The organism is Bacillus sp. 220_BSPC, assembly GCF_001054655.1.
GTDB lineage: Bacteria > Bacillota > Bacilli > Bacillales > DSM-1321 > Peribacillus > Peribacillus frigoritolerans.
Map to the genome: position 1 here is coordinate 1 of NZ_JVPL01000198.1, position 22,499 is coordinate 22,499.

A 22,499-nucleotide genomic window follows, 5' to 3' on the forward strand; every position below is an offset into this window, starting at 1 on the left:
GGGGTTCAGAATTTTTTAATTCCGAACCCCTTTTGTCTACAAACTGAGACCATTCCTTTAGCGGAATGGTCTTCTTTTTTATCTTGTATTCCTTAAGAATCCAATTGTTGTACTTGAAATAGGTTGTAGTAATTCCCTTGCTTTTTCATAAGTTCTTCGTGTGTTCCCATTTCCGTAATTTCCCCATTATCGATATGAATGATCCGATCGGCATGGGTGATGGTTGATAACCGATGGGCGACGATGATCGTGGTCCGGTTTTTCGCCAAAATATCCAGCGCCTCCTGGATAAAGTGTTCACTTTCCAAATCCAATGCGGAGGTGGCTTCGTCAAGAACAAGGATTGGCGGGTTTTTCAAAAATACCCTCGCAATGGCCACCCGTTGCTTTTGGCCACCGGATAATTTAACTCCCCGCTCCCCGACTTTCGTTTCATATCCTTCTTTTAGACCCATGATGAAGTCATGGGCATTCGCCGCCTTTGCCGCTTCAAATACTTCTTCATCACTTGCATCAGGTCGTCCCATAAGGATGTTGGCCTTAACCGATTCACTAAATAAGATATTATCCTGTAGAACCATTCCTATTTTATCTCTTAGGCTGCGGACTTGATATTTACGGATATCCGTCCCATCCAATAATACCCTTCCCTCCGTTACATCATAGAAACGGGAAATCAAACTGACGATCGAGGATTTCCCGCCGCCGCTCATACCGACAAGTGCAATGGTCTCCCCTGGTTTAACATCCAAGTTTATATGTTTCAAAACGGGTGCCTCTTTCTCGTCATAAGCAAACGATACATCCTGAAAGGTTATTCGGCCATCTACATGCTTCAGCTCTTTCGCCCCTGGTTCGTCATCGATATCATACTTCTCATCCACAAACTCAAAAACCCTGTCCATGGACGCCAGTGTCTGGGTCATTGTCGTCGAAGAGTTAACTAAACGTCTGAGGGGATTATATAGCCGGTCAATGAAACCGACGAAAGCAACCATGGTACCCAGTGACAATTGTTCATGAATGACCTGATAACCGGCAAATCCTATCACGAGCAAGGGGGCAATATCCGTAATCGTATTCACGACAGCGAAGGACTTGGCATTCCAGCTCGTATGCTTTAGGGCCTTATCGAGGAAATTCTTGTTCTGCTTCGCAAACAATTCCTGTTCCCTGTCTTCTATCGCGAAGCTTTTGATGACTGACATCCCTGAAACCCGTTCATGAAGGTGACTCTGTACATCCGCTAAGGCTTGGGACCGAATCCTTGTATAGGTTCTCAGCTTGCCAAAGAAATGCTTAATCGAAAATGCGTAAAATGGAAGCATGATGATGGATACAATGGTTAATTTCACGTCCATCGTAAACATGATGACTATCACTATGATGATCGTTGCGATATCGAGCCAAAGGTTCATCAAACCCGTGATGACAAAGTTCTTCGTTTGTTCCACGTCCGTGATCATCCTTGAAATGACCTCGCCCACCCTTGTATTGGAATAATATTTAAAACTCAGTTTCTGTATATGAGTAAATAAATCATTACGAATATCATATAAGATTTTCGTTCCGGTCCATTGAGCGAAATATTGTCTGTAATACTCAATCGGCGGTCTAACTGCAACAAAAATGAATATCATGATAGCCATCGCCCATATAAGGCGTTCGGACTTCACGGCTTTGGACAGATCACCGTTTCCAATGATGTCATCCACTATATACTTACTGAGCAATGGAAGCAAAAGCGGAATCGCGAACTTTAGCAATCCAATCAGTACCGTTCCGATTATCTGCCATTTATATGGTTTGACGAATTGCAAATATCTCTTAATGCTCCCCACGGAATTCCTCCTTTTCTTAATCAACAAATGCTAAAAAAAGCCCATAACGGTCAATTGGGAATCTTATATGCACTATTCAATTATATTTTCCTTTTCGGTAATTAACTATCAAAAGGATCACTTTCATAAACATTTGTAGGAGGTTAAATGGTTCCTGCGTATTGAAAGATTGAATCAGATGATGTAGGTACGATACACAATGAAAAAGCCTGCCAATTATGCAGCAGGCCTTTTCTATCATCGATAGGTTAAAAAACGTTCATACCAACTATCAATAAACTCTGCGGAGAATGGTCCTTTTCGCTGGCGTATCATATAAATCAAATAGTCTACGTTCTGTTTCAATATTGAATCGATGGCATCCGGGTAATTCATTTCTTTCCGATGCCTTTCATATTCATCCTCATCCAGCAAATTAAACGTCATATCTGGGAATACTTTAATGTCCAGGTCATAATCAATGTATTTCAATGCTCCCGAATCGTATGTGAACGGCGAACTGATATTGCAATAATAATAAACCCCGTCCTCTCTCAACATACCAATAACATTAAACCAATACTTTGAATGAAAATAGCAAATCGCCGGCTCTCTCGTAATCCAGGTCCTTCCATCTGATTCCGTTACCATAGTACGGTCATTCGCTGCTATCACCAGATTTTGGGTCCCTTTTAAAACGGTTGTCTCTTCCCAGATACGATGGATATGTCCATTATGTTTATAGCTATGGATTTGGATTTTTCCTCCTTCGGCAGGAACAATCCCCATTTATCTCTCCCTACTTTCTATAGACACCCTGACAGCGTACTGTGCCCTATTCCGTTTGCAGTTGTTGTGTGTATTTAAAATATATACTTTTTTCCATTTACCCTATATTCCTATATTATAGCGATTTATTCATAAATTTAAAACAAAAGTGGCTAATCTCCCAGTGAAAATGTGTAAATAAGTCGAAAAAGTCTGACCATCCACCCATTTCATCTAAGAAATTAGCCGGTTATTTATCGTATGGCTGCCTGTCCTTGCTGAAAATAACGGATGACTTCTTCCGTTTGCTTTTCGAACATTTCATGGATACTTTTCAATTCCTGCTTTTTTAGTTGAATCTCTTCCTGAATGGTCACCGCTTCACTCTCCTCTTCAAGGGCAAGGAGTTGCTTCTCTATATCTTGGCATCTTTCGATTTCGGATTGTAAAAGTAAAAGCTTATCCATCGTTTTCAACTGGTTGTTTATAAGCCGGTTAAATTCCTCCATGAATGCACCTTCCTAATCTGTATTTTTTCTATAGTATGTATATTCTATTTTTATCAGCTTTCTCCTTTGACATAAAATGTAAACACGACGAAACATTTGTCGAATCCAATGGAAGGCAAAAAAAAGCACCCTTCATAAGAAGGATGCTTTTCATCGGCAATTAGCCTTGGTTTTTATTGCTTTGAGATTTTTGGTTTTGTTGTTTCACTTCTTGAACGTTAGTTTCAGAAGCAAACTCTGTACCGAATTGGCCTTGTGCTTGACCTTGGCCTTTTCTTTGTTGAGATTGCGCGTTTTGTTGTCTTACTTCTTGAACGTTAGTTTCAGAAGCAAATTCTGTACCGAATTGGCCTTGGCCTTGCTGAGATTGCGCGTTTTGTTGTCTTACTTGTTGAACGTCAGTACCTGCTTGTGATTTATTCATGTTGTTTTTAGCCATTGATATCACCTCCACGATAATAAGATAACCATTATCCCGGAGTGCTATCCAACAAAAATCATTTAAATTTTTCCAGTTACATTAAACAAGCAATGAAATGCCTCCATCAACTATTACGGTTTGTCCACGAATCATCCTGGCCCCATCGGAAATTAAAAACAGGATGGTATTCACCATATCTTCCACCTCGACCATGCGTCCAGCGGGAGTCTGTTCTGCCGCCTCAGCAAGCATTTCATCCCGATTCGGGAAAGACTTCAGGGCATCCGTATCGATCACACCGCCTGAAACGGCATTGACACAAATGTTTTTAGCAGCCAATTCGACCGCTAAATATCTTGTCAGGGCTTCAAGCGCAGCTTTGGAAACTCCAACAGCTGTATAATTTTTCAAATAGCGAATGGACCCTAGTGAACTGATGCTGACGATTTTCCCCCCGCCGTTCCTCTCCATTAATTTCGCCGCTTCCTGTGCGCAGAAAAGGAGGGCTTTTGTATTGATGTCCATGGTCCAATTCCAATGGGATTCCTCCAGCTCCATCAATGGACGCTGCACGCCTGAGGCCGCATTATTGATGAAGATATCCAAACGTCCATAATAAGCATCGATTTCCTCGAACATGCTTTTCACTTTCGCAACATCACCGACATTTGCCTTGACTACAAGGGCTTTTCGCCCCAACGCTTCAATTTCGGCTGCCACTTCTAATGCTTTCGACTTGCTCCGGGCATAATTAATAACGAGGTCGTAACCCTCCTCTGCAAGCCTTATTGCCGTGCTTCTGCCTAAACCTTTACTGCTACCTGTAACGAGTGCCACTTTTTGTTCCATTCGTTTATTCATCCTTTCTGAGTAAACACCGAGTAATAAAAATCTTTTTTAAGGAGTGTTACTGTTATGTATGTTGGACGTGATATGACTGAGTTGTCGATGATGAAAAAATCGGATTGGGAAAATAGTGAACTTGCCTATTTTCATCACTCCCTTCAACAAATGGTACCTTATTTAAACCAAGAAGGACAGAGTATCCATAGCGAAATCGTCAAAGAAATTGAAAATAGAGGCGGACTTAACAGGCAAGAAGCCGATTATACTCATGGAACGAAAACCAGTTACGAATGATTTTATACGGATATTGCTTTGAAAATCAACAAAAGGAAGAGGATATCTTATCGGATATCCTCTTTCTATGCATATATCACGGTTTCATTATAAGGCATTATCGCCATGGCACAATCAGGGCTGTCCCCCAATAATGTTAACGAACATCTCATCGCACTCCCAAAATTGAATGAACCTAATTACTCAGCTTATTCAATGCACTCTTTTTCTTTATACGCCTTCATCATTTTTTGGTGGGAGACCGGAAATGCCAACTCCTCCATCTCTGCTTCACTCACCCACTTAAGTTGCTGTTCTTTTAGCGTCTCTTCACCGATGTCCTCTTTGACCACACCGATATACGTGTCCACTTTCCAAACGAGATGTGAGAAAACATGTTCAATTCTCACAAGTGATTCAGTGATTTCCGGTTTGACGCCATACATTTCCTTAAACCGACTCTCGAAGAATTCCCTCTTATGCAAGAGGGATGTATGGTTTTCGAAATTCGGATATTCCCAAAGATTAGCTAGCAATCCTTCTGACGCTCGCTTGTGAATTAAAAATTCACCTTTTTCATTCGTTAAAACTGCAGCTACAATTGGTACATCCCTTGTTTTTTTCTTTTGGATTTTTACCGGCAATTCCGACTGAACCCCTGCTTCAAATGCTAGACAATGACTTTGAACGGGGCATAATAGGCAGGCAGGCTTACCAGGTGTGCAGATTAATGCTCCAAGTTCCATCAAGGCTTGATTGAAGGCAGAGGTATGTTCATGATCGATCAGCTTCCTGACGGCAGCTTCGAATGTTTTTCTTGTCTTTGGCTTTGCTATGTCTTCATATATCATTAATATCCTTGATAAAACACGCATGACGTTTCCATCAACGGCTGGCTCCGGCTTGCCGTATGCGATACTTAGAATCGCACCGGCAGTATATGGGCCGACACCTTTCAATTTGGAGATTTCCTCGGGATCATCCGGTACAATCCCATTGTAGGATGCCTTCACTTCCTGAACGGCACTATGCAGATTCCTTACACGCGAGTAATATCCCAGCCCTTCCCAAGCTTTCAGGACCTTCTCTTCATCTGCATTGGCAAAGTCCTCGAGTGTCGGGAACCATTCGATGAACCGGTTGAAATAAGGAATCACCGTATCCACTCTCGTTTGCTGCAGCATTATTTCAGAAACCCAAACGCGGTAAGGGTCCTTATTTTCCCTCCATGGCAATTCTCTTTGTTCTTCGAGAAACCAGGAAACCAAATCCTTTTGAAATTCATCGATTTTTATTTTTTCTATTGTCGGGATCGTTATTTCTTTCACATCAGTTCCTCCAAAGATGTTACACTCTAATCAAAATTGGGAATACCTATAGTAGGCCATTCTTTTTTTAATATCATGTTCATATCCATTTATTTGTAACGGGTCACTTGAAATAAATCAAAATTATATTCATTTGATGGTTAATATATAAATACGGTATGATGAAAGAAGACCATTTTTTTCAAATTGTGGCAAGGAGGTTAGTTTTTTGGATACAGGTACTCACTTTGTCATGGGAATTGCTCTTGGAGGTCTTGCCACATTAGATCCCGTCATTGCGCAGAGCCCAGTTACTGCAAGTGCAGTCATAGCAGGTACGATATTGGGATCACAAGCTCCGGACATTGACACCGTTTTAAAATTAAGGAATAACGCTGTATATATACGTAACCACCGTGGAATCACGCATTCCATTCCCGCTGTTTTACTTTGGCCCTTGATTATCAGCGGAGCAATTTTCGCCATCATACCTGAAGCAAATTACCTTCATCTTTGGCTTTGGACCTTTTTAGCCGTATTCCTTCACGTATTCGTGGATATATTCAATGCTTATGGGACCCAGGCTCTTAGGCCGATTTCGTCAAAATGGGTAGCTTTAGGGGTCATCAATACATTCGATCCATTCATTTTTGGAATACATGTTGCAGGCCTGATATTATGGGGCTTCGGATTTCCTCCAGGCTATTTATTTCTTTCCATTTACGGGATACTCGTCATTTATTACATTTCCAGGTTCAGGGAACAAGCTTTTATAAAAAGAGTGGTCAAACAGCAAATTCCTGGAGCAAGGAAAATTCTTTTATCACCGACGATGCGTTTTCATCGCTGGAAAATTGCGGTGATTACCGAAAAGAATTATTATGTGGCACGAGCCGATAATGGATATGTGAAGATTCTTGATACGTTCGATCGAGTGCCCTTGCCTGAAAGTGAAATTCTCGAAGCCGCCAAGAAGGATATCAACTTGGCAGCCTTTCTGTCCTTTTCTCCGGTTTATCGCTTCGAAATCGAACAGATAAAGGAATATTACGAAGTCCGTTTTATCGATCTAAGATATCGCAGCAATGGATATTACCCGTTTGTGGCAGTGGTCCATTTAGACAGCGAATTGAATATCTTGAATTCTTATACCGGCTGGATCTTTAGCGAAGCGAAGCTGCAGAAGAAATTGAATATTATTTTGTAGTATATTGAAAAAGAGCTGATTCCAGGGAACTCCTCTGGAATCAGCTTTTTTAATGCAGTCGATTCTGCTGATTTAATAACTGCTGATATTTAGGGTTCTTTGCAATGAATTCGTGGAATTGCTCACCGTAGTTATCAATCCAGGTCCTTACAACGCGCGATGTCATTTCTTCACCGGCATATTCATGCCCAGCCTTTGCATAGGTCGCTTCGAAATCTTCCCATAATAATTCCACCCAAGTCAAAGCTTGCTCATACGTGATGTGTTCATTTTTCTCAAGCAGTATCTTGGTTAATCTTTCATGGTAATCATTCATTAGAACCACCTCATTGCCAATATTTTTACAGAATGAACTATACTGTCCCATACCCATACTAGTTGTAAGCGGAAACGCTTCTTTCTTAATCTGATGCTTGGAGGAGAAAAAATTTGCGAAATAAACAAAAAGGATTCCCCAACCAAAACAATAACAAATTCCAAGGCGAGCCCCGTGCAAAGGCAAGATATGCTTCAAAGCGTGCAGATGGAAGTATTAATACACACCCTCAAGAAAGAATGAAAGCTTCAAACGAGCGATCTAATTAAAAGGTACATCAGAAGGAACCGGGTACTTCCCCGGTTCCTTTTTATTTCAGCATTGAAATCGGGAGTGCTTCTTCCTTACCGCTACCGCCCAAGCGGTAACCCCAAGCGAATACGCCGTTCATATAATCAATTTTGAAATAGACACCGGGATCTCCGTCAATTTGATATATTTCACCTTTTTTGAAATCATCAGGATTTAACAAATAGGCCTTGGCCATCGTCACTTTTCGTTCCAATACTGAATATTCATTAACCATTCCCAATTGCTCTGCTTTTCTCGCTTTTTCAGTCAACGCTGCGATTTCCTGTTGTAGTTCATAGGCAGACAGCTTGCTGTATCTTACGTCGCTCATATATATGACTCCTCAAATGAATTATTAAATTACTTCTATATTAAACAAAATTTTGTGATTTGGCTATTGATGCACTTAATCACCATCAGGATTGGAAAGATAACGCTCAATCAATTCTATTGGAAAACCTTTTCGGTATAATGCCTGCTTCATTTTTTGTTCATATTCGAAGCCTTCATGGTTTTTATATCGGCGTTGCATTTTTTCGGCATGGTGGCAAAGGGAATCCCATTGTTCATCCTCATCCTTTTCAACCGTCACATCTTCAAGTGCTTCATGGATGACATCTCTTGGGAAACCTTTCCGTAACAAGGTTTGTTCAACCTTCAGCCTTAAAGCTCGTTCGGAAATGTTTTTTTCCTTTTTGACCGCTTTTCCAGCCAGATTCCTTGCATGTTCAATTTGAATATCATAAGGGTATTCCTTCAATGCCTCGACAATCAACTTATCTTGCACCCCCTTTTCCTTAAGCTCAAGCTTAAGGGTAGTGGGCCCTTTATTCCCTCCATTCACATGGGTCCGCACGTAAGCCTTGGAAAATTCAAGGTCGTCTAAATAGTTAAAACTGTATAGTTTATGTATCGCTTCCTTAATGATCGGCTCTTCCGTTTCCTTCTTTTTTAAATAAAGGCGAATTTCCGATTCCGAGCGCATCCGGTATGATAAATAATTAAGTGCATCGGTAAATGCTTTTTGGATTTCATCATGGAATTGTATTTCGGCCAAAAGCAGGTCATCAAGTTCCATACCCTTTTTCAACTGAAATTTCAATAGCACTTCTTCGTCTACACTGAAGGCATATTTTTCGTCGACGAAGATGTTATAACGATCTTTACGTTTCTTTTGGGTTGTTATTTTTGTTATGTTTGGCATAAATCCACCCCCCACACCTACTTTACCCCTTTACGTTTACCATTTCTATATATAGCATGCCTAAAAATGAAAAAAGAACATGGGCATGTTAAAGTGAAGGAAAGACAGGGAAAGGAAGTGGTTTTCATGAAAATAGCCATTGCTGGTGGAAGCGGTTTTGTCGGCACAGCCCTAATTGATGAATTATCAAAAGAGAATCATGATATATATATTTTGACCCGTCATCCCGAAAAATTTAAAAAACAGACTAATTTGACATATATCGGCTGGTTGACCAAGGAGGCAACGCCGGAAATGCACTTGGAGGGGCTCGATGTGTTCATTAACCTTGCTGGTGAATCTCTGAACAGCGGCCGTTGGACACCTGAACGAAAGCGCCGGATTGTCGAAAGCAGGATCGAGGCTTCCAAAGAGATGAACCGGATCATTTCCATACTGCCCTCTAAAGTGTCCGTCATCATTAATGCAAGTGCAATCGGATATTATGGTATTTCGGACGATGAGACCTTTACCGAAACCTCTGAATCCATTGGTGATGATTTCTTGGCCCGTACTGTTCAACTATGGGAAAAGGAAGCGGCTAAATCACGCTCTTACAGTAAAAGGTTGATCTTTACAAGATTCGGGGTGATTCTTGGAGAAAAAGACGGAGCCCTGCCAATGATGGCCTTCCCCTATAAACTATTTGGCGGAGGAAAGATTGGCAAAGGGAATCAGTGGCTTTCCTGGATTCATATCCATGACGCGGTCCGTGCAATCATCTTTTGCATGAATGATGCTAGGATAGAAGGTCCAGTCAATTTTACGGCACCGAACCCCGTTCAGATGGATACATTCGGAAAAACGATAGGAACTGTCCTGCACCGGCCCCATTGGATAACTGTCCCCCCCTTCTTCCTCAAGAAATTGTTGGGGGAAATGAGCATCCTTGTACTTGAAGGGCAAAATGTCCTTCCCACTAAACTTAAAGAGGAAGGATTCACCTTCTCCTTTCCAACCCTTAAAGAAGCCTTACAAAATATCTTAAAAGAAGATTCCCACGTATGAAAGGGTCATTTTAGGAAAAAATAGGGATATTAAGTGAATGGAGATGATCTAATTGCTCAAAAAACACGATAAAGAAAAAAGTAACTTAACTAGTACACAAGCGATTCTTTATGCCCGCGAATTTAAAAAAGCAGATCGAGCTGGTGGATATACCGAGAAGAAATCCCGTCGTTAGGTTTGGAGTTTTTTCCCTTACATTTTGAACAGCCACTCAACACAAAATAAGCTGGAGATGAAGTGAATTCATCTCCAGCTTATTCTATATTCCAGGGGGCGATAACATGGGACGAAATAACATACACCATAATCGAGATAAGAACAAACAGAAACTTCCTCAGGTTCCCAAAAACCTGAAAAGTGACGGACTTGACGTTGAATATTCTTCCGAACTGGCTGATCAGGAAGATATCGAGGCACAAGCCCGTGCAAATGCGGCTGACCGCCGTGCTCATAATCGCCGATAAGCAGAATAAACCAACTCAAGGGGCTATAAATCAGCCCCTTGGTTCTCTTTATTTACATAGCTTATCCACAACCCTGTGTATATTGTGGATATATTCTGAAAATACTGACAAAAAACAAGTCCAATAACCCACCTTATCAACATGAAAATAATGTTATTTCTGGATAACCCTGTGGATTATGTGGATAAAGGAGAGATTGGGCTAATCACGCTGCATTTTCGTTGTGGATAACTATTCTCTCTCCTTCATTTGTTCCATAAGATTATTATTTATAAAATAATTCATCCATATCTGTTTCCAGAAATTCTAAATTCCACCCCTAACTTGGTATTGCATGGCTGCTGCCCCCGGCATTTAAAGAAGGTTCCCCAAACCTTTGCCATCAACATTTTCTTCCAACTGTTTACGAAGCAAGAACTTTTGTATCTTCCCACTTGCATTCCGAGGCAGCTCATTACAGAAGATATATCTCCTTGGACGTTTATAGTTCGCCAAACTATTACTGTTCTTACACCAAGTTTCTAAATCGCTTTCGGCAAGCATTGGGTCTTTGGCTACGATGAATGCAGTTACCGTTTCCCCCCATTGATCATCTGGCTGACCAAGTACCGCACAGTCGAGAACTCCTTGATGCTCATATAGTGTATCTTCCACTTCACGCGGATAAATATTTTCCCCTCCAGAAATAATCATGTCGTCCACACGGTCCTTGACCCACAGATATCCATCTTCATCTAGGAAACCGATGTCACCGGAATGGTACCAGCCTTTGTAAAGCGCCTTTTCGGTCTCTCTATCTTTTTGAAAGTAACCCTGCATGATACACGGACCCTTTACAAGGATTTCCCCTGTTTCCCCAGGTTCCAGCATATCCTCGGGATCGGATGGCCCTTCGTCATTCGGACGGGCAATGATGATTTCATGTTCGGAACATGCCTTGCCGGCAGAACCCGCTTTCCTAATTTGATCTTCCTCCAATAGGAGAGTTATGGCCGGCCCCATTTCAGTCATTCCATAGGCTTGGATGAACTGGATGCCGAGTTTCTCCTGACAGGCACGTACAAGGGATGGAGCCATCGGGGCTGCTCCATAAAGCCCTAACTTCAAGCTCTGGAATTTATACTCCTCCAATTTTTCCTGAATGAGCATGTTCCACATCGTAGGTGCAGCAAAAAACTTGGTGACCCCCTCGGATTCAATCAGTTCCATGACCTTTTGGGGATGAAACTGATGTAATATGACATTAGCTGCACCGACCTGTACACGAGGTAAAAAAGAGCAGTGCAATTCAGCACAATGAAACATCGGTGCAGTAATCAAACCGATATCAGAGCGTTCATACTTCATGGCCTCTATTAAAATCTCGGTTTGTTTGACCATGTCTTTATGAAGGTGAATGACCCCTTTGGGACGTCCGGTTGTTCCGCTCGTATACATGATGGCATAAATGTCATCTTCGTGAACTTCCACTTCATCTGGCTTTGAGGAGATACTGGCCAATTTTTGGCGGTAACCTTTGGCATACCCAGGCACATCGTCATCAATATACCAGAAGGCCATTTCCGGAAATCGCTTTTCAACCGCGGCAACGTTCGTTTCCAATTCTCGTTCGAATAGAACGACCTTTGGAGCAGCGTCCTTCAAGATGAAGGCCAACTCTTCCGGCATTAAACGGAAGTTGATCGGATTAAAGATTGCACCGATTTTTGCACAGGCAAAGAACGCTGTTGCAAGCTCTTCATTGTTGTAAAGGTATGTAGATACCCTGTCCCCTTTTCGCACCCCTTCCGCTTGAAGGGCCGCCGCCAACCTATTCACCTGTTCATTCCATTGGATGTACGTATAGCGGATATTTCTTCTCACGTCGTAGATAGCTTCTTTAATGGGGAATTTCTGAACCGTCTGATCAAAGATATTTTTAACCGTTACTGACAAATCATTCTCCTCCTCAAGTAACCACCATCAACAGGAAGAATTCAGCAAAGCCTGCCGATGGTCGACTTCATCCCTTTTTCAGCTTTTACTTTCGTGCGAATTACGAATATTCATAAATGGATAGTCCAGCTTCAGTCCATTCTTTCAATGATGGTGGCATTCGCCATGCCGTGGCCTTCACACATTGTTTGCAGCCCATAACGGCCGCCCGTCCTTTCTAATTCATGGATCATGGACACCATCAATCGGGCCCCGCTGCCGCCAAGAGGATGCCCCAATGCAATCGCCCCGCCATTTGGATTCAGCTTCTTGGGGTCTGCCCCCGTTTCTTTTAGCCAGGCAATCGGTACAGGAGCGAAAGCCTCGTTCACTTCAAAGATATCGATATCATCAATTGTAAGACCCGCTTTTTCCAAAGCTTTTTGGGTGGCGGGAATCGGTCCCGTTAGCATCAGGGTGGGATCTGAACCGACAACAACCCGTGTATGCACTTTAAAGCGCGGTTTCAATCCAAGTTCTTCTGCTTTACTGCGTTCCATCAATAATAAAGCGGCAGCACCGTCACTGATCTGACTAGAGTTCCCTGCATGGATTAAACCGCCTTCTTGAAATGCCGGTTTCAATCCAGCCAGCACTTCAAGCGTAGTTCCGCTCCTTGGGCCTTGATCTTCCGTAACTTCGATTTGATTTCCTTCTTTATCAGTACCCGTTACTGATATCATTTCACGGTTAAAATGTCCTTCTTTTTGAGCACGTATTGCCTTGGCATGACTTTCAACGGAAAACCGATCACAATCTTCACGTGTTATTCCCCACTTATCTGCGATTCTTTCAGCTGATAAACCTTGGTTGATCACCTCGTAAAGGTCCATATACTTTTGGCTTGTTACAGCACCTTGAAGATTTGACCCCATGGGAACTCGTGACATGTTTTCCACTCCGCCTGCCACTACCACATCCATATCACCCGACAGGATGGCCTGGGAAGCAAAATGGACTGCCTGCTGACTTGATCCGCATTGACGGTCAATCGTAGTTCCCGGCACTTCAATCGGAAATCCAGCTATCAGTGCGGCAACCCTTGCTATATCACCAGCCTGTTCGCCCGACTGTGAAACACAACCTAAAATGACATCATCGACAATGGCAGGTTCGATGCCCGCCTTTTCAATCAGCTTCTTCAATACTTCCCCTGCCAGGTCATCAGGGCGAACATCTTTCAAGACACCGTTCCTTCTGCCTACCGGCGTGCGAATTCCTTCAACGATAACCACTTCCCGCATATACTCTCTCCCCTTCTGATCTTTATTATAGGCCCAGATTCTTAGCGATGATTTTCTTCATGATTTCATTTGTGCCGGCATAGATGCTTGCTACCGGAACATCCCGATACCTTCTGGCAATTTTGTATTCCTCCATATATCCATAGCCGCCATGGAGCTGCATGCATTCAATGGATATTTTTCTGGCAGTCTCCGTCAAACGCCATTTCGCCATCGAAACTTCCGATACAACCTGTTCACCAGCCATATGTTTGGTGATCAATTGATCTAGGAAGGCACGCCCCATTTTAATCTCCGTGGCCATTTCCGCGATTTTGAATTGAGTATTTTGAAACTGACTTACAGATTTTCCGAACGCTTCCCTGCCCTTCACATACTCAATCGTATCGGCCAGCATATCCTCAGACGCTGTTTGAGCACAAATTGCCACCACAAGGCGTTCCTGCTGCAGTTTTTCCATTAAATAAATAAACCCCTTGCCTTCTTCACCAAGCAGGTTTTCCTTTGGAACACGGCAATCCTCGAAGATGAGTTCTGCTGTATCCTGACTGTGCAAGCCAAGTTTCTTCAGTTTCCTCCCCCTGGAAAACCCGGGTGTATCCCTTTCGACCACGACTAAGCTAACGCCTTTATGTTTCGGAACGGCGCTGGGATCCGTTTTACAGGCAACAATGATCAAATCCGAATGAATGCCATTTGTGATGAATGTCTTTTGACCATTTAATATGTAATGATCTCCATCCAAAATGGCAGTCGTTTTAATATTGGCCAAATCCGAACCTGTACCAGGCTCTGTCATGGCAATGGCTGTAATGATTTCCCCTGTCGTGCATTTAGGAAGCCAGCGCTGTTTCTGCGACTCATTTCCGTAGGCGGAAATATACGGTACCGTGATGTCACTGTGAAGTCCGAAACCAATGAACCCAGAACCAACTCTTTCCAATTCTTCATTAATTATAACGGCAAAGCCCCAATCTACCCCGGAACCCCCATAATCTTCTTCAAGGTCCGGACATAGAAAACCCTGTTCCCCCATTTTCACCCAAAAAGACCGGGGAATGATCCTCTCTTCTTCCCATCGTTCATAGTGGGGAACTGCTTCTTTCTCTAAAAACTTTCGGAAGGACATACGGAAAATTTCATGTTCTTCACTTAGGTATGGATGCTTCATCTGTTTTATCTCCTCTCCATTCCTTTGTCGGAGGCTCTTTTTCTAGATTTACAATGGTTTGCCCTGAAGGGATTGACAACTTACCTTGGTGACATTCTAATGGCCCCATCCAGTCTGATGGTTTCCCCATTCAGCATTGGATTCGTTATGATGCTTTCCGTTAGTTTAGCGTACTCTTCTGGATACCCGAGCCTTGATGGGAATGGCACGGTTTTCCCTAATGACGTCCTGGCTTCTTCAGGTAATGAATCGAACATCGGTGTATGGAATAGACCCGGTGCAATCGATACGACACGTATCCCTTTGATGGCAAGCTCCCTCGCGATTGGCAGAGTCATGCCGACAATCCCTCCCTTTGAGGCACTATATGCGGCTTGTCCGATTTGTCCTTCAAAGGCTGCGACCGAAGCTGTATTGATGATGACTCCTCGCTCCCCCTCTTGATTCGGTTCATTTTCGACCATTTTTTCCGCTGCAAGCCGGATTACATTAAATGTACCGACCAAATTGATTTGCACGACTTTTGAGAACGCTTTCAATTCATGTATGCCTTTCCTGCCTATGACCTTCTCTGCAATGGCAATGCCTGCACAGTTGATGACAGTATTGATGCTACCGAATTTTTTTATTCCTTCATCCAATGCTACCGATACGCTATCTTCACTAGTTACATCCGTTTTAATAAACAGGACCGAATCTCCCAACTCCTGAGCCATTTTAGCGCCATTTTCCTCCGAGAGGTCAAATATGACCGCTTTTCCACCTTTTTTAATGATGTTTCTTACTGTCGCCGCTCCCAGACCTGAAGCACCGCCTGTCACAACTGCAATGGTTTCTTGAATTTCCAAATTCTCACCCCATCTGTTTCTAGAATATATATTCATCTTTCACTATCATCAAAACCTATTTTCAAGATTAATTTCACCGCTTACCTGTTTTATCGTTCATTTTCAACTCATGAAGGGTTTCGGTAAAGCTTTTGATTACCTGTTCAAAATCCTGCTTCAACCCATTCAGCTCTTTAATTCGTTCATTAAGTTCGTTTAACTTCTGTCCTGCAGTTTCAATCGTTTTTTCCAATTGCTTAATGCCTGTCCTATCCTTATCGAATAAAAGGACTATATCCTTTATTTCCACTAACGAAAAACCATACTTCTTACCGCGCATTATGATTTTGAGCTGTGCATATTCTTTCTTTCCATAAACTCTTTTTCCCGTTTCGGTACGCATTGGCCTAAGCATACCCAGTTCCTCATAATAACGGAGTGTCCTTGTCGTCAATCCGAATTCTTTTGCTAACTCAGAAATGGTGTACATGTTAAAACCACACTTTGCAAAGGGATTATTTACCTTTATTTTAACATTAACGTTAACGTAAACTTCAATGAAATATTCACAAAATTTATAATATATGAAACTGCATGAAAGATTTATATTGATATACTATGGGTATATGCTTTTATAGAAGGGAATGATCGATCAATGCTATGTTCAAAAATATTAGTTGCTTATGATGAATCTGAATTGGCACTTAAGTCTTTAGAAAAAGCGATTGAATTAGCGAAGCTGGATCCCGCTATCGAAATCCAGGTGCTTCACGCTGTTACACTGCCAATCAAGCCAAATATATATGGCAATGCTTTTCAGGAAATTGAAGAATCCATGCTTAAGTATGGCAAGGAAGTGATTAAAAAAGCGGAAGCGCTTTTATCCGAAATCCCGAATGCATCCCAAACATTTGTCGTAGAAGGTTCAGCCATCACGACTTTATTGGAACATGCAAAATCCGAGAATTGTGACCTTATTATCATGGGCAGCCGCGGATTGAGCGGCTTCAAGGAATTCCTGGGCAGCGTGAGCCACTATATCGTTCAACATTCTCCAGTTCCTGTCTTGTTGGTCAAATAAAATTCACGGCAGATATGGCCAGCCCATTTCATAAGCTGGGTTCCCCTTTGGAATCCAGCTTATTTATGCGTTCATGAACTCCAAACTTATCATGTTTTACAAACACTTCCGTTTACGGGTAAAATGAAACTAATTTCAAACGAGGATAACAGGTGACGCAATGGATATTAAACATTTGCAATACTTTATAGAGGTTGCCAATTTCAATAGCTTCACTCGGGCTGCCGATCATTTATTCATTACCCAGCCGACCATCAGCAAGATGATCAAAAACCTGGAAACCGAGCTAGGTGTTGAGCTTTTTGATCGTTCACGCAAGCAACTGATCTTGACCGATGCAGGGAGGGTTGTCTTAGAGCAGGCAAAATTGATCGATAAGGCCTTTCACAATTTAGAAACGGAAATGGACAATTTATTAGGTTTAAAAAAGGGACATATACGCATCGGGCTGCCGCCGATCATCGAGGCTTCTTTCTTCCCCCGAATTCTTAGCCGTTTTCACCAGGACTATCCCAATATCACCTTTCAATTAGTAGAGGATGGTTCAAAGAAAATAGAAGAATCCGTCCAAAATGATTTAATCGATATAGGCGTAATAGTCCTGCCAACCAACAACACGCTTTTTCACCATTTTGCTTTTTTGGAAGAAGACATCAACTTGATAGTTCATCCCTCCCATCCCCATGCTTGTGGGAAAGAAATTGATTTGGCCGACTTGGAAAATGAATCTTTCATCTTATTCAATAAAGATTACGTCCTTCGAGACCTCATCATTTCATCCTGTAATGAAGCTGGTTTTTCTCCACATATCGTTACTGAAAGCTCACGCTGGGATTTTATTGAGGAAATGGTTTACTGTAAACTTGGCGTTGCTCTATTACCGGAAAGCTTATGCCGCCATGATGAACGCATAAAGACAATCAAGGTTAGAAACCCCTCCATTAGTTGGAATTTAGGATTCATATGGAGTAAGGACCATTACCTTTCATACGCTGCAAAAGAATGGCTGAAATATACTAGGGAAGCATTGTCCCATAAGTAGTGGATCATCCAGCATGATTGATGTAAGCACTATCATAGATTTGGGTTATGCACATGATAACATCTAACCATTTTACAATCCGTTACGGCGGGGGTAGACTAGTATTAGTAAAAAGCACGTTGAATGCTGATGGATTCCATATGTTCTAAAAAGGAGATATTCATGATCACTTTATCTAATGTCGATGAGTTACAGGCATCAGAAGCAGCTCTGGAGAAAATTAAATATTCATACCCCGAACTATTTAATAAACTGCTCCATGTCGTTGCCTTAACACGGGCTCTTCAATTTAAATATCAATTTATGGGCACATTAATCATGGATGAAAACCCTAACGAATACACCCCTGAATTCGTTATGCCCTCCATTATCGAATTATATATAGAGGAAGTTCAAAAGTTAAAGGATGATCCGAATATCCAGGTATTACTTCAGACCTTCTCCCAAAGTAAAAATATTGGATATGCCAAAATCAGTATGCTTGTGCTCGGTAAAAGCCCTGAATCGCTTTTAGGCGCTTCATGCATCAAATGAAGCCCCCTGATATGCCCCGAAAAAAAACCTCCCATAATGGAAGGTTTTTTTCTTTACGTGTAATTAAAGCACTTTACTCAAAAAGGCTTTAGTTCTTTCCTGCTGGGGATTATTAAAAATCTCACTAGGAATATTTTCTTCGATAATATAACCTTCGTCCATGAAAATCACGCGATCTCCAACTTCTTTTGCAAACCCCATCTCATGGGTCACAACTACCATGGTCATGCCTTCCTTAGCCAGTTGCTTCATGACCTCAAGGACTTCACCGACCATTTCCGGATCCAGGGCGGAAGTGGGCTCGTCGAATAGCATGATTTTGGGTTCCATCGCCAACGCCCTTGCAATTGCGACGCGTTGCTTTTGTCCCCCTGATAATGAATCCGGATATGCGTTCGCTTTCTCTGCAAGTCCGACTTTCTTAAGCAGTTCCATCCCTCTTTGGGATGCCTGTTCTTTGGATATCTTGCGGACCTTTATCGGTGCCAGCATTATATTCTCAAGAACAGTCTTATGTGGAAATAAGTTAAAATGCTGAAATACCATGCCAACTTCCGTCCGGACTTTATTGATATTGACCTTCTTGTCTGTCGTATCAAGCCCTTCAATGAAAATATGGCCTCCCGTTATCGTTTCAAGTTGATTGATGCATCTGAGAAAAGTGGATTTACCCGATCCAGAAGGACCAATTACCACGACTACTTCCCGAGGGGAAACGATTGCATTGATATTTTTCAATACATCATTTTCGCCAAATGACTTCTTTAGATTCTCCACCTTTATCATTCTGTTTTCAACCTTCTTTCGAGTCTATTTAATACGAAACTTAAAATGAGGGTCAGGAATAGATAAATGAAGGCACAAGCCAAGTATGGCTCCCACACTTTAAAGTACTGACTCCCCATCGCTTTCCCCCAATACATTAATTCCGGGGCAGCAATGACACAAAGCAGGGATGAATCCTTCAATAATACGATGAATTCATTTCCTAACGGAGGAATCATTCGTTTGAAAGCTTGAGGCAATACAACATGTATCATTGTTTGGGCATGGGTCATCCCCAATGAACGCGCCCCTTCCATTTGCCCTTTATCGATGGATTGAATGCCCGCCCGGAAAATTTCTGCGATATACGCGGCTGCATTTAACGATAAAGCAATGACACCGGCGGTTACTGCATTCGTTTCCCCGGTAAAAAAGGGCACGATTCCAAAATGGATTAAAAAGATTTGAACTAAAAGCGGTGTTCCGCGAAAAACCGTGACATATCCGTAAAAAGGAAGGGCAAGCACTTTGTTTCTCATGATTTTCCCTAAACCGATCAATAACCCCAAAAAGGTTCCGATCAGGATGGAGGAAACCGAAAGCCCAATAGTAAGCAATGTCCCTTTTAATAAGAAAGGAGCATATTCAAAAATAATATCCCAGCGAAAACTCATTTCGTTCCCCTCCTAAAGACCAAAAAAACTGCGTAACTTCACACGTAAAGTTACGCAATCTTTTACTATCCATTTGTTTTATTGTTGTGCTTTCAACGTTTCAATATCTGGGTCAGTACCAAACCACTCTTTATAAATTTCTGCATATTTCCCATTTTCATAAATGGCATTCACGGCTTTATCGAACTCCGATTTCAATTCACTGCCTTTTGGGAACATAAGACCATAAAACTCCTCATTGAAACTTTTGCTGTCTTCAACGACTTTCAGTTTTTGATCGGGGTTATTTTTCACATATTCTTCAACAACTGTATTATCAGCTACGACAGCCGATGCTCCGCCTTTCAGTAATTCCTGAATGGCCAGGTTATTATTTTCGAATTTTTTGATATCCTTGTGATTCTTTCCAAGGAGTTTCTCTACCGCTTCCTGTCCAGTTGTACCGGTCTGAACGGCAATGACGTTTCCTTTCAATTCATCTCCAGATTTTATATCACTATCCTCAGGAACGAGAATTTTGTTTGTGGATAAGAAATACGGAACCGAGAAGTCATAAGATTGTTTTCTTTCGTCATTCACTGTAATCGCAGATATGGCGACATCCGCTCTCTTACCTTCGATTTCAACAAAAATCGGATCCCAACCGACACTTTCCAATTTAACTTCATATCCCGCTTCTTTTGCAACGGCATTGATGAAATCAACATCGAATCCTACAATCTTATCGCCTTCAAGATATTCAAATGGAGCATAGTTGGCGTCAGTCACGATCCTGAGTGTTTTCCCATTGGACTCTTCTTCTTTACCAGTTGTCGAGACTTCCTTATCCTTCCCGCATCCTGTCATGACTAGTAACAAGGAAGCAACCATGGCAAACACTAAAAAAGAAACCTTTTTCAAAATAATCCCCTCTTCTCTCTCGTAAACTCTCTTTTTTGAAAAAAACAGATAAATCTAACTTTAGAGAACTTTCAGTATATTCTTTTAAGAATATTATACGTTTATTTGTTTTTTTATGCAATAAAAAGTCGATAAATAACTTTAGTAAAATAAAATTTTAATCAATTAACTCGGTAAATTAAAAACGCAACTGTGCTCTAATGGGGAAAGAGGCCACTTTCTCCCCTTCACTCGAATTAATGGATATTATATTGAAAACAGATAGTGCCACCATTCAAAAGATTTAATGGAACAAAAATAAGCAGCGGCCATATTAGCGGCTGCTGCTTAAATGATTATTATGGGACTTCCGTATTCCCCTCTTCAATATCCAACATATCCAACAGGAAGATGAATATCGGTATTCCGATGATCAATCCCCATATCCCAAGGAAATGCTCGGAAAACAATAGGATGATGAAGGTGAAAAATGTTGGAAGATTCGTTTTTGCCGACATGAATTTCGGATTTAAAATATAGCTTTCAATTGCATGGATCACAACAATCATGATTAATACGGCAATCACTTTGGGCATGCCGCCGATGCTATAGGCAATCATGCTAAGCGGGATGAGGGAGATGATGACCCCTGCAACCGGAATCAAACCAAGGAAGAAAATCATGATTCCTAGACCAAGTAACTGCGGGAAGCCAAGAATCCATAAGAAAGTTACGGATAGGACAGCATTCGTAATGGCTATCAAGAACTGGACCTCAATTACCTTTCCGAATGAATTGATGAATTTGACGCCAAAGTGGCTTAAGTTTATAAAGAAAGATTTAAATTTGGCCCGCTTGAATTTAGAAGTGAAACGAATGATTTTATCTTTTTCCAATAAGAAAAATAGACTAAGCAACATGGAAATGAAAATTTGAAATGCCAGTTTACCGAAATCGGATATATAAAGATAGAGTGTATTCATCTGTGTTTGAAGATCGAGCGGCGATCGCAGCTCGTTCATTATATTAATGGCATATTGAATGACCCTGCTATCTGGTGGATGTTGAAAGAAGAAAACGATCTGTGTCACTAATTCCGTGAATTGTAACGTAATGACCGGTAGGTATTTATAAAGAACGATGGCTAAACAAGAAATGACGACTGCATATAAAAAGCTTATAACAACCTTGGAGTTGATATGCATTACTTTATTCAGCCGAATCATGATAAATTGCTCCAGCCTTCCCATCAGGAAAGTGAAAACAAATGTGAATAACACGATATTAACCATACTGCCGATGCTTATTAAAAAGAGAACTAACACAATTAATGTAATTAACCTTGAAAAACCTTCGCTTTGCAAATAATCTTTTACCACTTACTTATCTCCTAACTACCATTCTGCCGTGATAATTCCTATTACCTTTCATTTTACACGGAATTGAAGGATTCTACTACAATTACCTTCCATTGACAACAAAATTATTTGAATGATCAGTAAGGCCCCTGATGCAGACGTAGTTAAGACCTTTTTCGGAAATTCGACCATTACTTTCACAGCCATTTCCTGCATGAAAAAAACATTTGCCAAATCGGTAGATGCCAGACCTTGGACAACTCACTGAAAATACGATTTTTTATTGGTTTGTACAATTTGGACGTTGATTTCCGCTCCAGGCACTCGCTTTCCGCGGGCGGTCGCGGAGCCTCCTCGGCTTGCGCCTGCGGTGTCTCCCCTAGACGCGCTTTTCTAAGCAGGATTCTCGTACCTTTTGCTCCAATCAACTCTGTATAAAATTTAAATAGAACCATACCTATGGAGTTGAAGGTGTTG

General features: G+C 41.6%; 28 protein-coding genes. 9 read left to right on the forward strand and 19 right to left on the reverse strand.

What is annotated here, in order from left to right:
* Window positions 1–92: 92 nt before the first annotated feature.
* From ADA55_RS15295 to fabL, 5 genes are all read right to left on the reverse strand, one after another.
* Complete coding sequence (locus tag ADA55_RS15295; RefSeq protein ID WP_034305364.1) at window positions 93–1,841, reverse strand: ABC transporter ATP-binding protein; 1,749 nt, start codon at window positions 1,839–1,841, stop codon at window positions 93–95.
* Window positions 1,842–2,078: 237 nt separating this feature from the next.
* A complete protein-coding gene (locus ADA55_RS15300; RefSeq protein WP_048685440.1) occupies window positions 2,079–2,609 on the reverse strand; it encodes a nucleoside tri-diphosphate phosphatase in 531 nt (176 codons plus the stop codon).
* Window positions 2,610–2,842: 233 nt separating this feature from the next.
* Window positions 2,843–3,097, reverse strand: a complete 255-nt coding sequence (locus ADA55_RS15305; RefSeq protein WP_048685443.1) for a YgaB family protein — start codon at window positions 3,095–3,097, stop codon at window positions 2,843–2,845.
* A gap of 160 nt (window positions 3,098–3,257) precedes the next feature.
* On the reverse strand, window positions 3,258–3,536 hold the full coding sequence (locus tag ADA55_RS15310; protein WP_048685445.1) for a gamma-type small acid-soluble spore protein: 279 nt from the start codon (window positions 3,534–3,536) through the stop codon (window positions 3,258–3,260).
* An 81-nt stretch (window positions 3,537–3,617) separates the two neighbouring features.
* Entirely contained in the window at window positions 3,618–4,367 is a 750-nt protein-coding gene (gene fabL, locus ADA55_RS15315) for an enoyl-[acyl-carrier-protein] reductase FabL (protein WP_048685448.1), read from the reverse strand.
* Window positions 4,368–4,433: 66 nt separating this feature from the next.
* On the opposite strand from fabL, the gene ADA55_RS15320 reads away from it, so the two are divergent.
* Window positions 4,434–4,658, forward strand: a complete 225-nt coding sequence (locus ADA55_RS15320) for a hypothetical protein (RefSeq protein ID WP_034305377.1) — start codon at window positions 4,434–4,436, stop codon at window positions 4,656–4,658.
* Window positions 4,659–4,846: 188 nt separating this feature from the next.
* On the opposite strand, the gene mutY is transcribed toward ADA55_RS15320, so the two are convergent.
* Window positions 4,847–5,965: an A/G-specific adenine glycosylase gene (mutY, locus tag ADA55_RS15325; protein ID WP_048685451.1), complete on the reverse strand. Its 1,119-nt coding sequence runs from the start codon at window positions 5,963–5,965 to the stop codon at window positions 4,847–4,849.
* A gap of 208 nt (window positions 5,966–6,173) precedes the next feature.
* Between mutY and ADA55_RS15330 the strand changes: the two genes are divergently transcribed.
* Window positions 6,174–7,151 (forward strand): metal-dependent hydrolase, encoded by a 978-nt coding sequence (locus ADA55_RS15330; RefSeq protein WP_048685454.1) that lies wholly within the window; start codon window positions 6,174–6,176, stop codon window positions 7,149–7,151.
* 49 nt (window positions 7,152–7,200) lie between these two features.
* Here ADA55_RS15330 and ADA55_RS15335 read toward each other — a convergent pair whose 3' ends face one another.
* Window positions 7,201–7,467: a YfhJ family protein gene (locus tag ADA55_RS15335; protein WP_034305384.1), complete on the reverse strand. Its 267-nt coding sequence runs from the start codon at window positions 7,465–7,467 to the stop codon at window positions 7,201–7,203.
* Window positions 7,468–7,580: 113 nt separating this feature from the next.
* Here ADA55_RS15335 and ADA55_RS15340 point away from each other — a divergent pair, with 113 nt between their 5' ends.
* The gene (locus ADA55_RS15340) at window positions 7,581–7,736 is read left to right on the forward strand and encodes a small, acid-soluble spore protein K (protein ID WP_034305387.1); all 156 of its coding nucleotides are present in this window, start codon (window positions 7,581–7,583) and stop codon (window positions 7,734–7,736) included.
* Window positions 7,737–7,777: 41 nt separating this feature from the next.
* Here the strand turns inward: ADA55_RS15340 and ADA55_RS15345 are convergent, their stop codons facing one another.
* Window positions 7,778–8,089, reverse strand: a complete 312-nt coding sequence (locus ADA55_RS15345) for a YfhH family protein (protein ID WP_034305394.1) — start codon at window positions 8,087–8,089, stop codon at window positions 7,778–7,780.
* A 75-nt stretch (window positions 8,090–8,164) separates the two neighbouring features.
* Window positions 8,165–8,962, reverse strand: a complete 798-nt coding sequence (gene recX, locus ADA55_RS15350) for a recombination regulator RecX (RefSeq protein ID WP_048685457.1) — start codon at window positions 8,960–8,962, stop codon at window positions 8,165–8,167.
* 126 nt (window positions 8,963–9,088) lie between these two features.
* Between recX and ADA55_RS15355 the strand changes: the two genes are divergently transcribed.
* The 3 genes from ADA55_RS15355 (at window position 9,089) to ADA55_RS15360 (ending at window position 10,473) form a co-directional block, all read left to right on the forward strand.
* Window positions 9,089–10,009, forward strand: coding sequence for a TIGR01777 family oxidoreductase (locus ADA55_RS15355; RefSeq protein WP_048685501.1), 921 nt, complete (start codon window positions 9,089–9,091; stop codon window positions 10,007–10,009).
* 52 nt (window positions 10,010–10,061) lie between these two features.
* Window positions 10,062–10,184 (forward strand): YfhE family protein, encoded by a 123-nt coding sequence (locus ADA55_RS28550; RefSeq protein ID WP_081088510.1) that lies wholly within the window; start codon window positions 10,062–10,064, stop codon window positions 10,182–10,184.
* Window positions 10,185–10,290: 106 nt separating this feature from the next.
* Complete coding sequence (locus ADA55_RS15360; RefSeq protein WP_034306455.1) at window positions 10,291–10,473, forward strand: YfhD family protein; 183 nt, start codon at window positions 10,291–10,293, stop codon at window positions 10,471–10,473.
* 354 nt (window positions 10,474–10,827) lie between these two features.
* On the opposite strand, the gene ADA55_RS15365 is transcribed toward ADA55_RS15360, so the two are convergent.
* From ADA55_RS15365 to ADA55_RS15385, 5 genes are all read right to left on the reverse strand, one after another.
* Entirely contained in the window at window positions 10,828–12,408 is a 1,581-nt protein-coding gene (locus ADA55_RS15365) for a fatty acid--CoA ligase (RefSeq protein WP_048685460.1), read from the reverse strand.
* 131 nt (window positions 12,409–12,539) lie between these two features.
* Window positions 12,540–13,691, reverse strand: coding sequence for a thiolase family protein (locus ADA55_RS15370; RefSeq protein WP_048685462.1), 1,152 nt, complete (start codon window positions 13,689–13,691; stop codon window positions 12,540–12,542).
* A gap of 25 nt (window positions 13,692–13,716) precedes the next feature.
* Window positions 13,717–14,862 (reverse strand): acyl-CoA dehydrogenase family protein, encoded by a 1,146-nt coding sequence (locus ADA55_RS15375; protein ID WP_048685466.1) that lies wholly within the window; start codon window positions 14,860–14,862, stop codon window positions 13,717–13,719.
* 80 nt (window positions 14,863–14,942) lie between these two features.
* A complete protein-coding gene (locus tag ADA55_RS15380) occupies window positions 14,943–15,710 on the reverse strand; it encodes a 3-hydroxyacyl-CoA dehydrogenase (protein ID WP_048685468.1) in 768 nt (255 codons plus the stop codon).
* Between the two features lie 73 nt (window positions 15,711–15,783).
* Complete coding sequence (locus ADA55_RS15385) at window positions 15,784–16,179, reverse strand: MerR family transcriptional regulator (protein ID WP_048685472.1); 396 nt, start codon at window positions 16,177–16,179, stop codon at window positions 15,784–15,786.
* Between the two features lie 165 nt (window positions 16,180–16,344).
* Here ADA55_RS15385 and ADA55_RS15390 point away from each other — a divergent pair, with 165 nt between their 5' ends.
* The 3 genes from ADA55_RS15390 (at window position 16,345) to ADA55_RS15400 (ending at window position 18,346) form a co-directional block, all read left to right on the forward strand.
* Window positions 16,345–16,770 carry a universal stress protein gene (locus tag ADA55_RS15390; RefSeq protein ID WP_048685474.1) on the forward strand — a complete coding sequence of 142 codons (426 nt, stop codon included), beginning with the start codon at window positions 16,345–16,347 and terminating at the stop codon, window positions 16,768–16,770.
* A 160-nt stretch (window positions 16,771–16,930) separates the two neighbouring features.
* A complete protein-coding gene (gene cidR, locus ADA55_RS15395) occupies window positions 16,931–17,812 on the forward strand; it encodes a cidABC operon transcriptional activator CidR (RefSeq protein WP_048685477.1) in 882 nt (293 codons plus the stop codon).
* 162 nt (window positions 17,813–17,974) lie between these two features.
* A complete protein-coding gene (locus ADA55_RS15400) occupies window positions 17,975–18,346 on the forward strand; it encodes a hypothetical protein (protein WP_048685483.1) in 372 nt (123 codons plus the stop codon).
* A 63-nt stretch (window positions 18,347–18,409) separates the two neighbouring features.
* On the opposite strand, the gene ADA55_RS15405 is transcribed toward ADA55_RS15400, so the two are convergent.
* The 5 genes from ADA55_RS15405 to ADA55_RS30570 form a co-directional block, all read right to left on the reverse strand.
* Window positions 18,410–19,132 (reverse strand): amino acid ABC transporter ATP-binding protein, encoded by a 723-nt coding sequence (locus ADA55_RS15405; protein ID WP_048685484.1) that lies wholly within the window; start codon window positions 19,130–19,132, stop codon window positions 18,410–18,412.
* Complete coding sequence (locus ADA55_RS15410) at window positions 19,129–19,785, reverse strand: amino acid ABC transporter permease (protein WP_048685487.1); 657 nt, start codon at window positions 19,783–19,785, stop codon at window positions 19,129–19,131. Before ADA55_RS15410 ends, ADA55_RS15405 begins: the two co-directional genes overlap by 4 nt.
* Window positions 19,786–19,863: 78 nt before the next feature.
* On the reverse strand, window positions 19,864–20,685 hold the full coding sequence (locus ADA55_RS15415; RefSeq protein ID WP_034305421.1) for a basic amino acid ABC transporter substrate-binding protein: 822 nt from the start codon (window positions 20,683–20,685) through the stop codon (window positions 19,864–19,866).
* A 338-nt stretch (window positions 20,686–21,023) separates the two neighbouring features.
* Window positions 21,024–22,043: an AI-2E family transporter gene (locus ADA55_RS15420; protein WP_048685492.1), complete on the reverse strand. Its 1,020-nt coding sequence runs from the start codon at window positions 22,041–22,043 to the stop codon at window positions 21,024–21,026.
* Between the two features lie 176 nt (window positions 22,044–22,219).
* Window positions 22,220–22,499 (reverse strand): hypothetical protein (locus ADA55_RS30570; RefSeq protein WP_048882953.1); only part of this gene is annotated, 280 nt, incomplete at its 5' end.

Excerpts from the sequence above, each read along its gene's own strand:
- ADA55_RS15300 (WP_048685440.1), bottom strand. The coding sequence starts at position 2,609 with ATGGGGATTGTTCCTGCCGAAGGAGGAAAAATCCAAATCCATAGCTAT.
- ADA55_RS15305 (WP_048685443.1), bottom strand. The coding sequence starts at position 3,097 with ATGGAGGAATTTAACCGGCTTATAAACAACCAGTTGAAAACGATGGAT.
- ADA55_RS15310 (WP_048685445.1), bottom strand. The coding sequence starts at position 3,536 with ATGGCTAAAAACAACATGAATAAATCACAAGCAGGTACTGACGTTCAA.
- fabL (WP_048685448.1), bottom strand. The coding sequence starts at position 4,367 with ATGGAACAAAAAGTGGCACTCGTTACAGGTAGCAGTAAAGGTTTAGGC.
- ADA55_RS15320 (WP_034305377.1), top strand. The coding sequence starts at position 4,434 with ATGTATGTTGGACGTGATATGACTGAGTTGTCGATGATGAAAAAATCG.
- ADA55_RS15335 (WP_034305384.1), bottom strand. The coding sequence starts at position 7,467 with ATGAATGATTACCATGAAAGATTAACCAAGATACTGCTTGAGAAAAAT.
- ADA55_RS15345 (WP_034305394.1), bottom strand. The coding sequence starts at position 8,089 with ATGAGCGACGTAAGATACAGCAAGCTGTCTGCCTATGAACTACAACAG.
- recX (WP_048685457.1), bottom strand. The coding sequence starts at position 8,962 with ATGCCAAACATAACAAAAATAACAACCCAAAAGAAACGTAAAGATCGT.
- ADA55_RS15355 (WP_048685501.1), top strand. The coding sequence starts at position 9,089 with ATGAAAATAGCCATTGCTGGTGGAAGCGGTTTTGTCGGCACAGCCCTA.
- ADA55_RS15360 (WP_034306455.1), top strand. The coding sequence starts at position 10,291 with ATGGGACGAAATAACATACACCATAATCGAGATAAGAACAAACAGAAA.
- ADA55_RS15370 (WP_048685462.1), bottom strand. The coding sequence starts at position 13,691 with ATGCGGGAAGTGGTTATCGTTGAAGGAATTCGCACGCCGGTAGGCAGA.
- ADA55_RS15375 (WP_048685466.1), bottom strand. The coding sequence starts at position 14,862 with ATGAAGCATCCATACCTAAGTGAAGAACATGAAATTTTCCGTATGTCC.
- ADA55_RS15385 (WP_048685472.1), bottom strand. The coding sequence starts at position 16,179 with ATGTACACCATTTCTGAGTTAGCAAAAGAATTCGGATTGACGACAAGG.
- ADA55_RS15390 (WP_048685474.1), top strand. The coding sequence starts at position 16,345 with ATGCTATGTTCAAAAATATTAGTTGCTTATGATGAATCTGAATTGGCA.
- cidR (WP_048685477.1), top strand. The coding sequence starts at position 16,931 with ATGGATATTAAACATTTGCAATACTTTATAGAGGTTGCCAATTTCAAT.
- ADA55_RS15400 (WP_048685483.1), top strand. The coding sequence starts at position 17,975 with ATGATCACTTTATCTAATGTCGATGAGTTACAGGCATCAGAAGCAGCT.
- ADA55_RS15405 (WP_048685484.1), bottom strand. The coding sequence starts at position 19,132 with ATGATAAAGGTGGAGAATCTAAAGAAGTCATTTGGCGAAAATGATGTA.
- ADA55_RS15410 (WP_048685487.1), bottom strand. The coding sequence starts at position 19,785 with ATGAGTTTTCGCTGGGATATTATTTTTGAATATGCTCCTTTCTTATTA.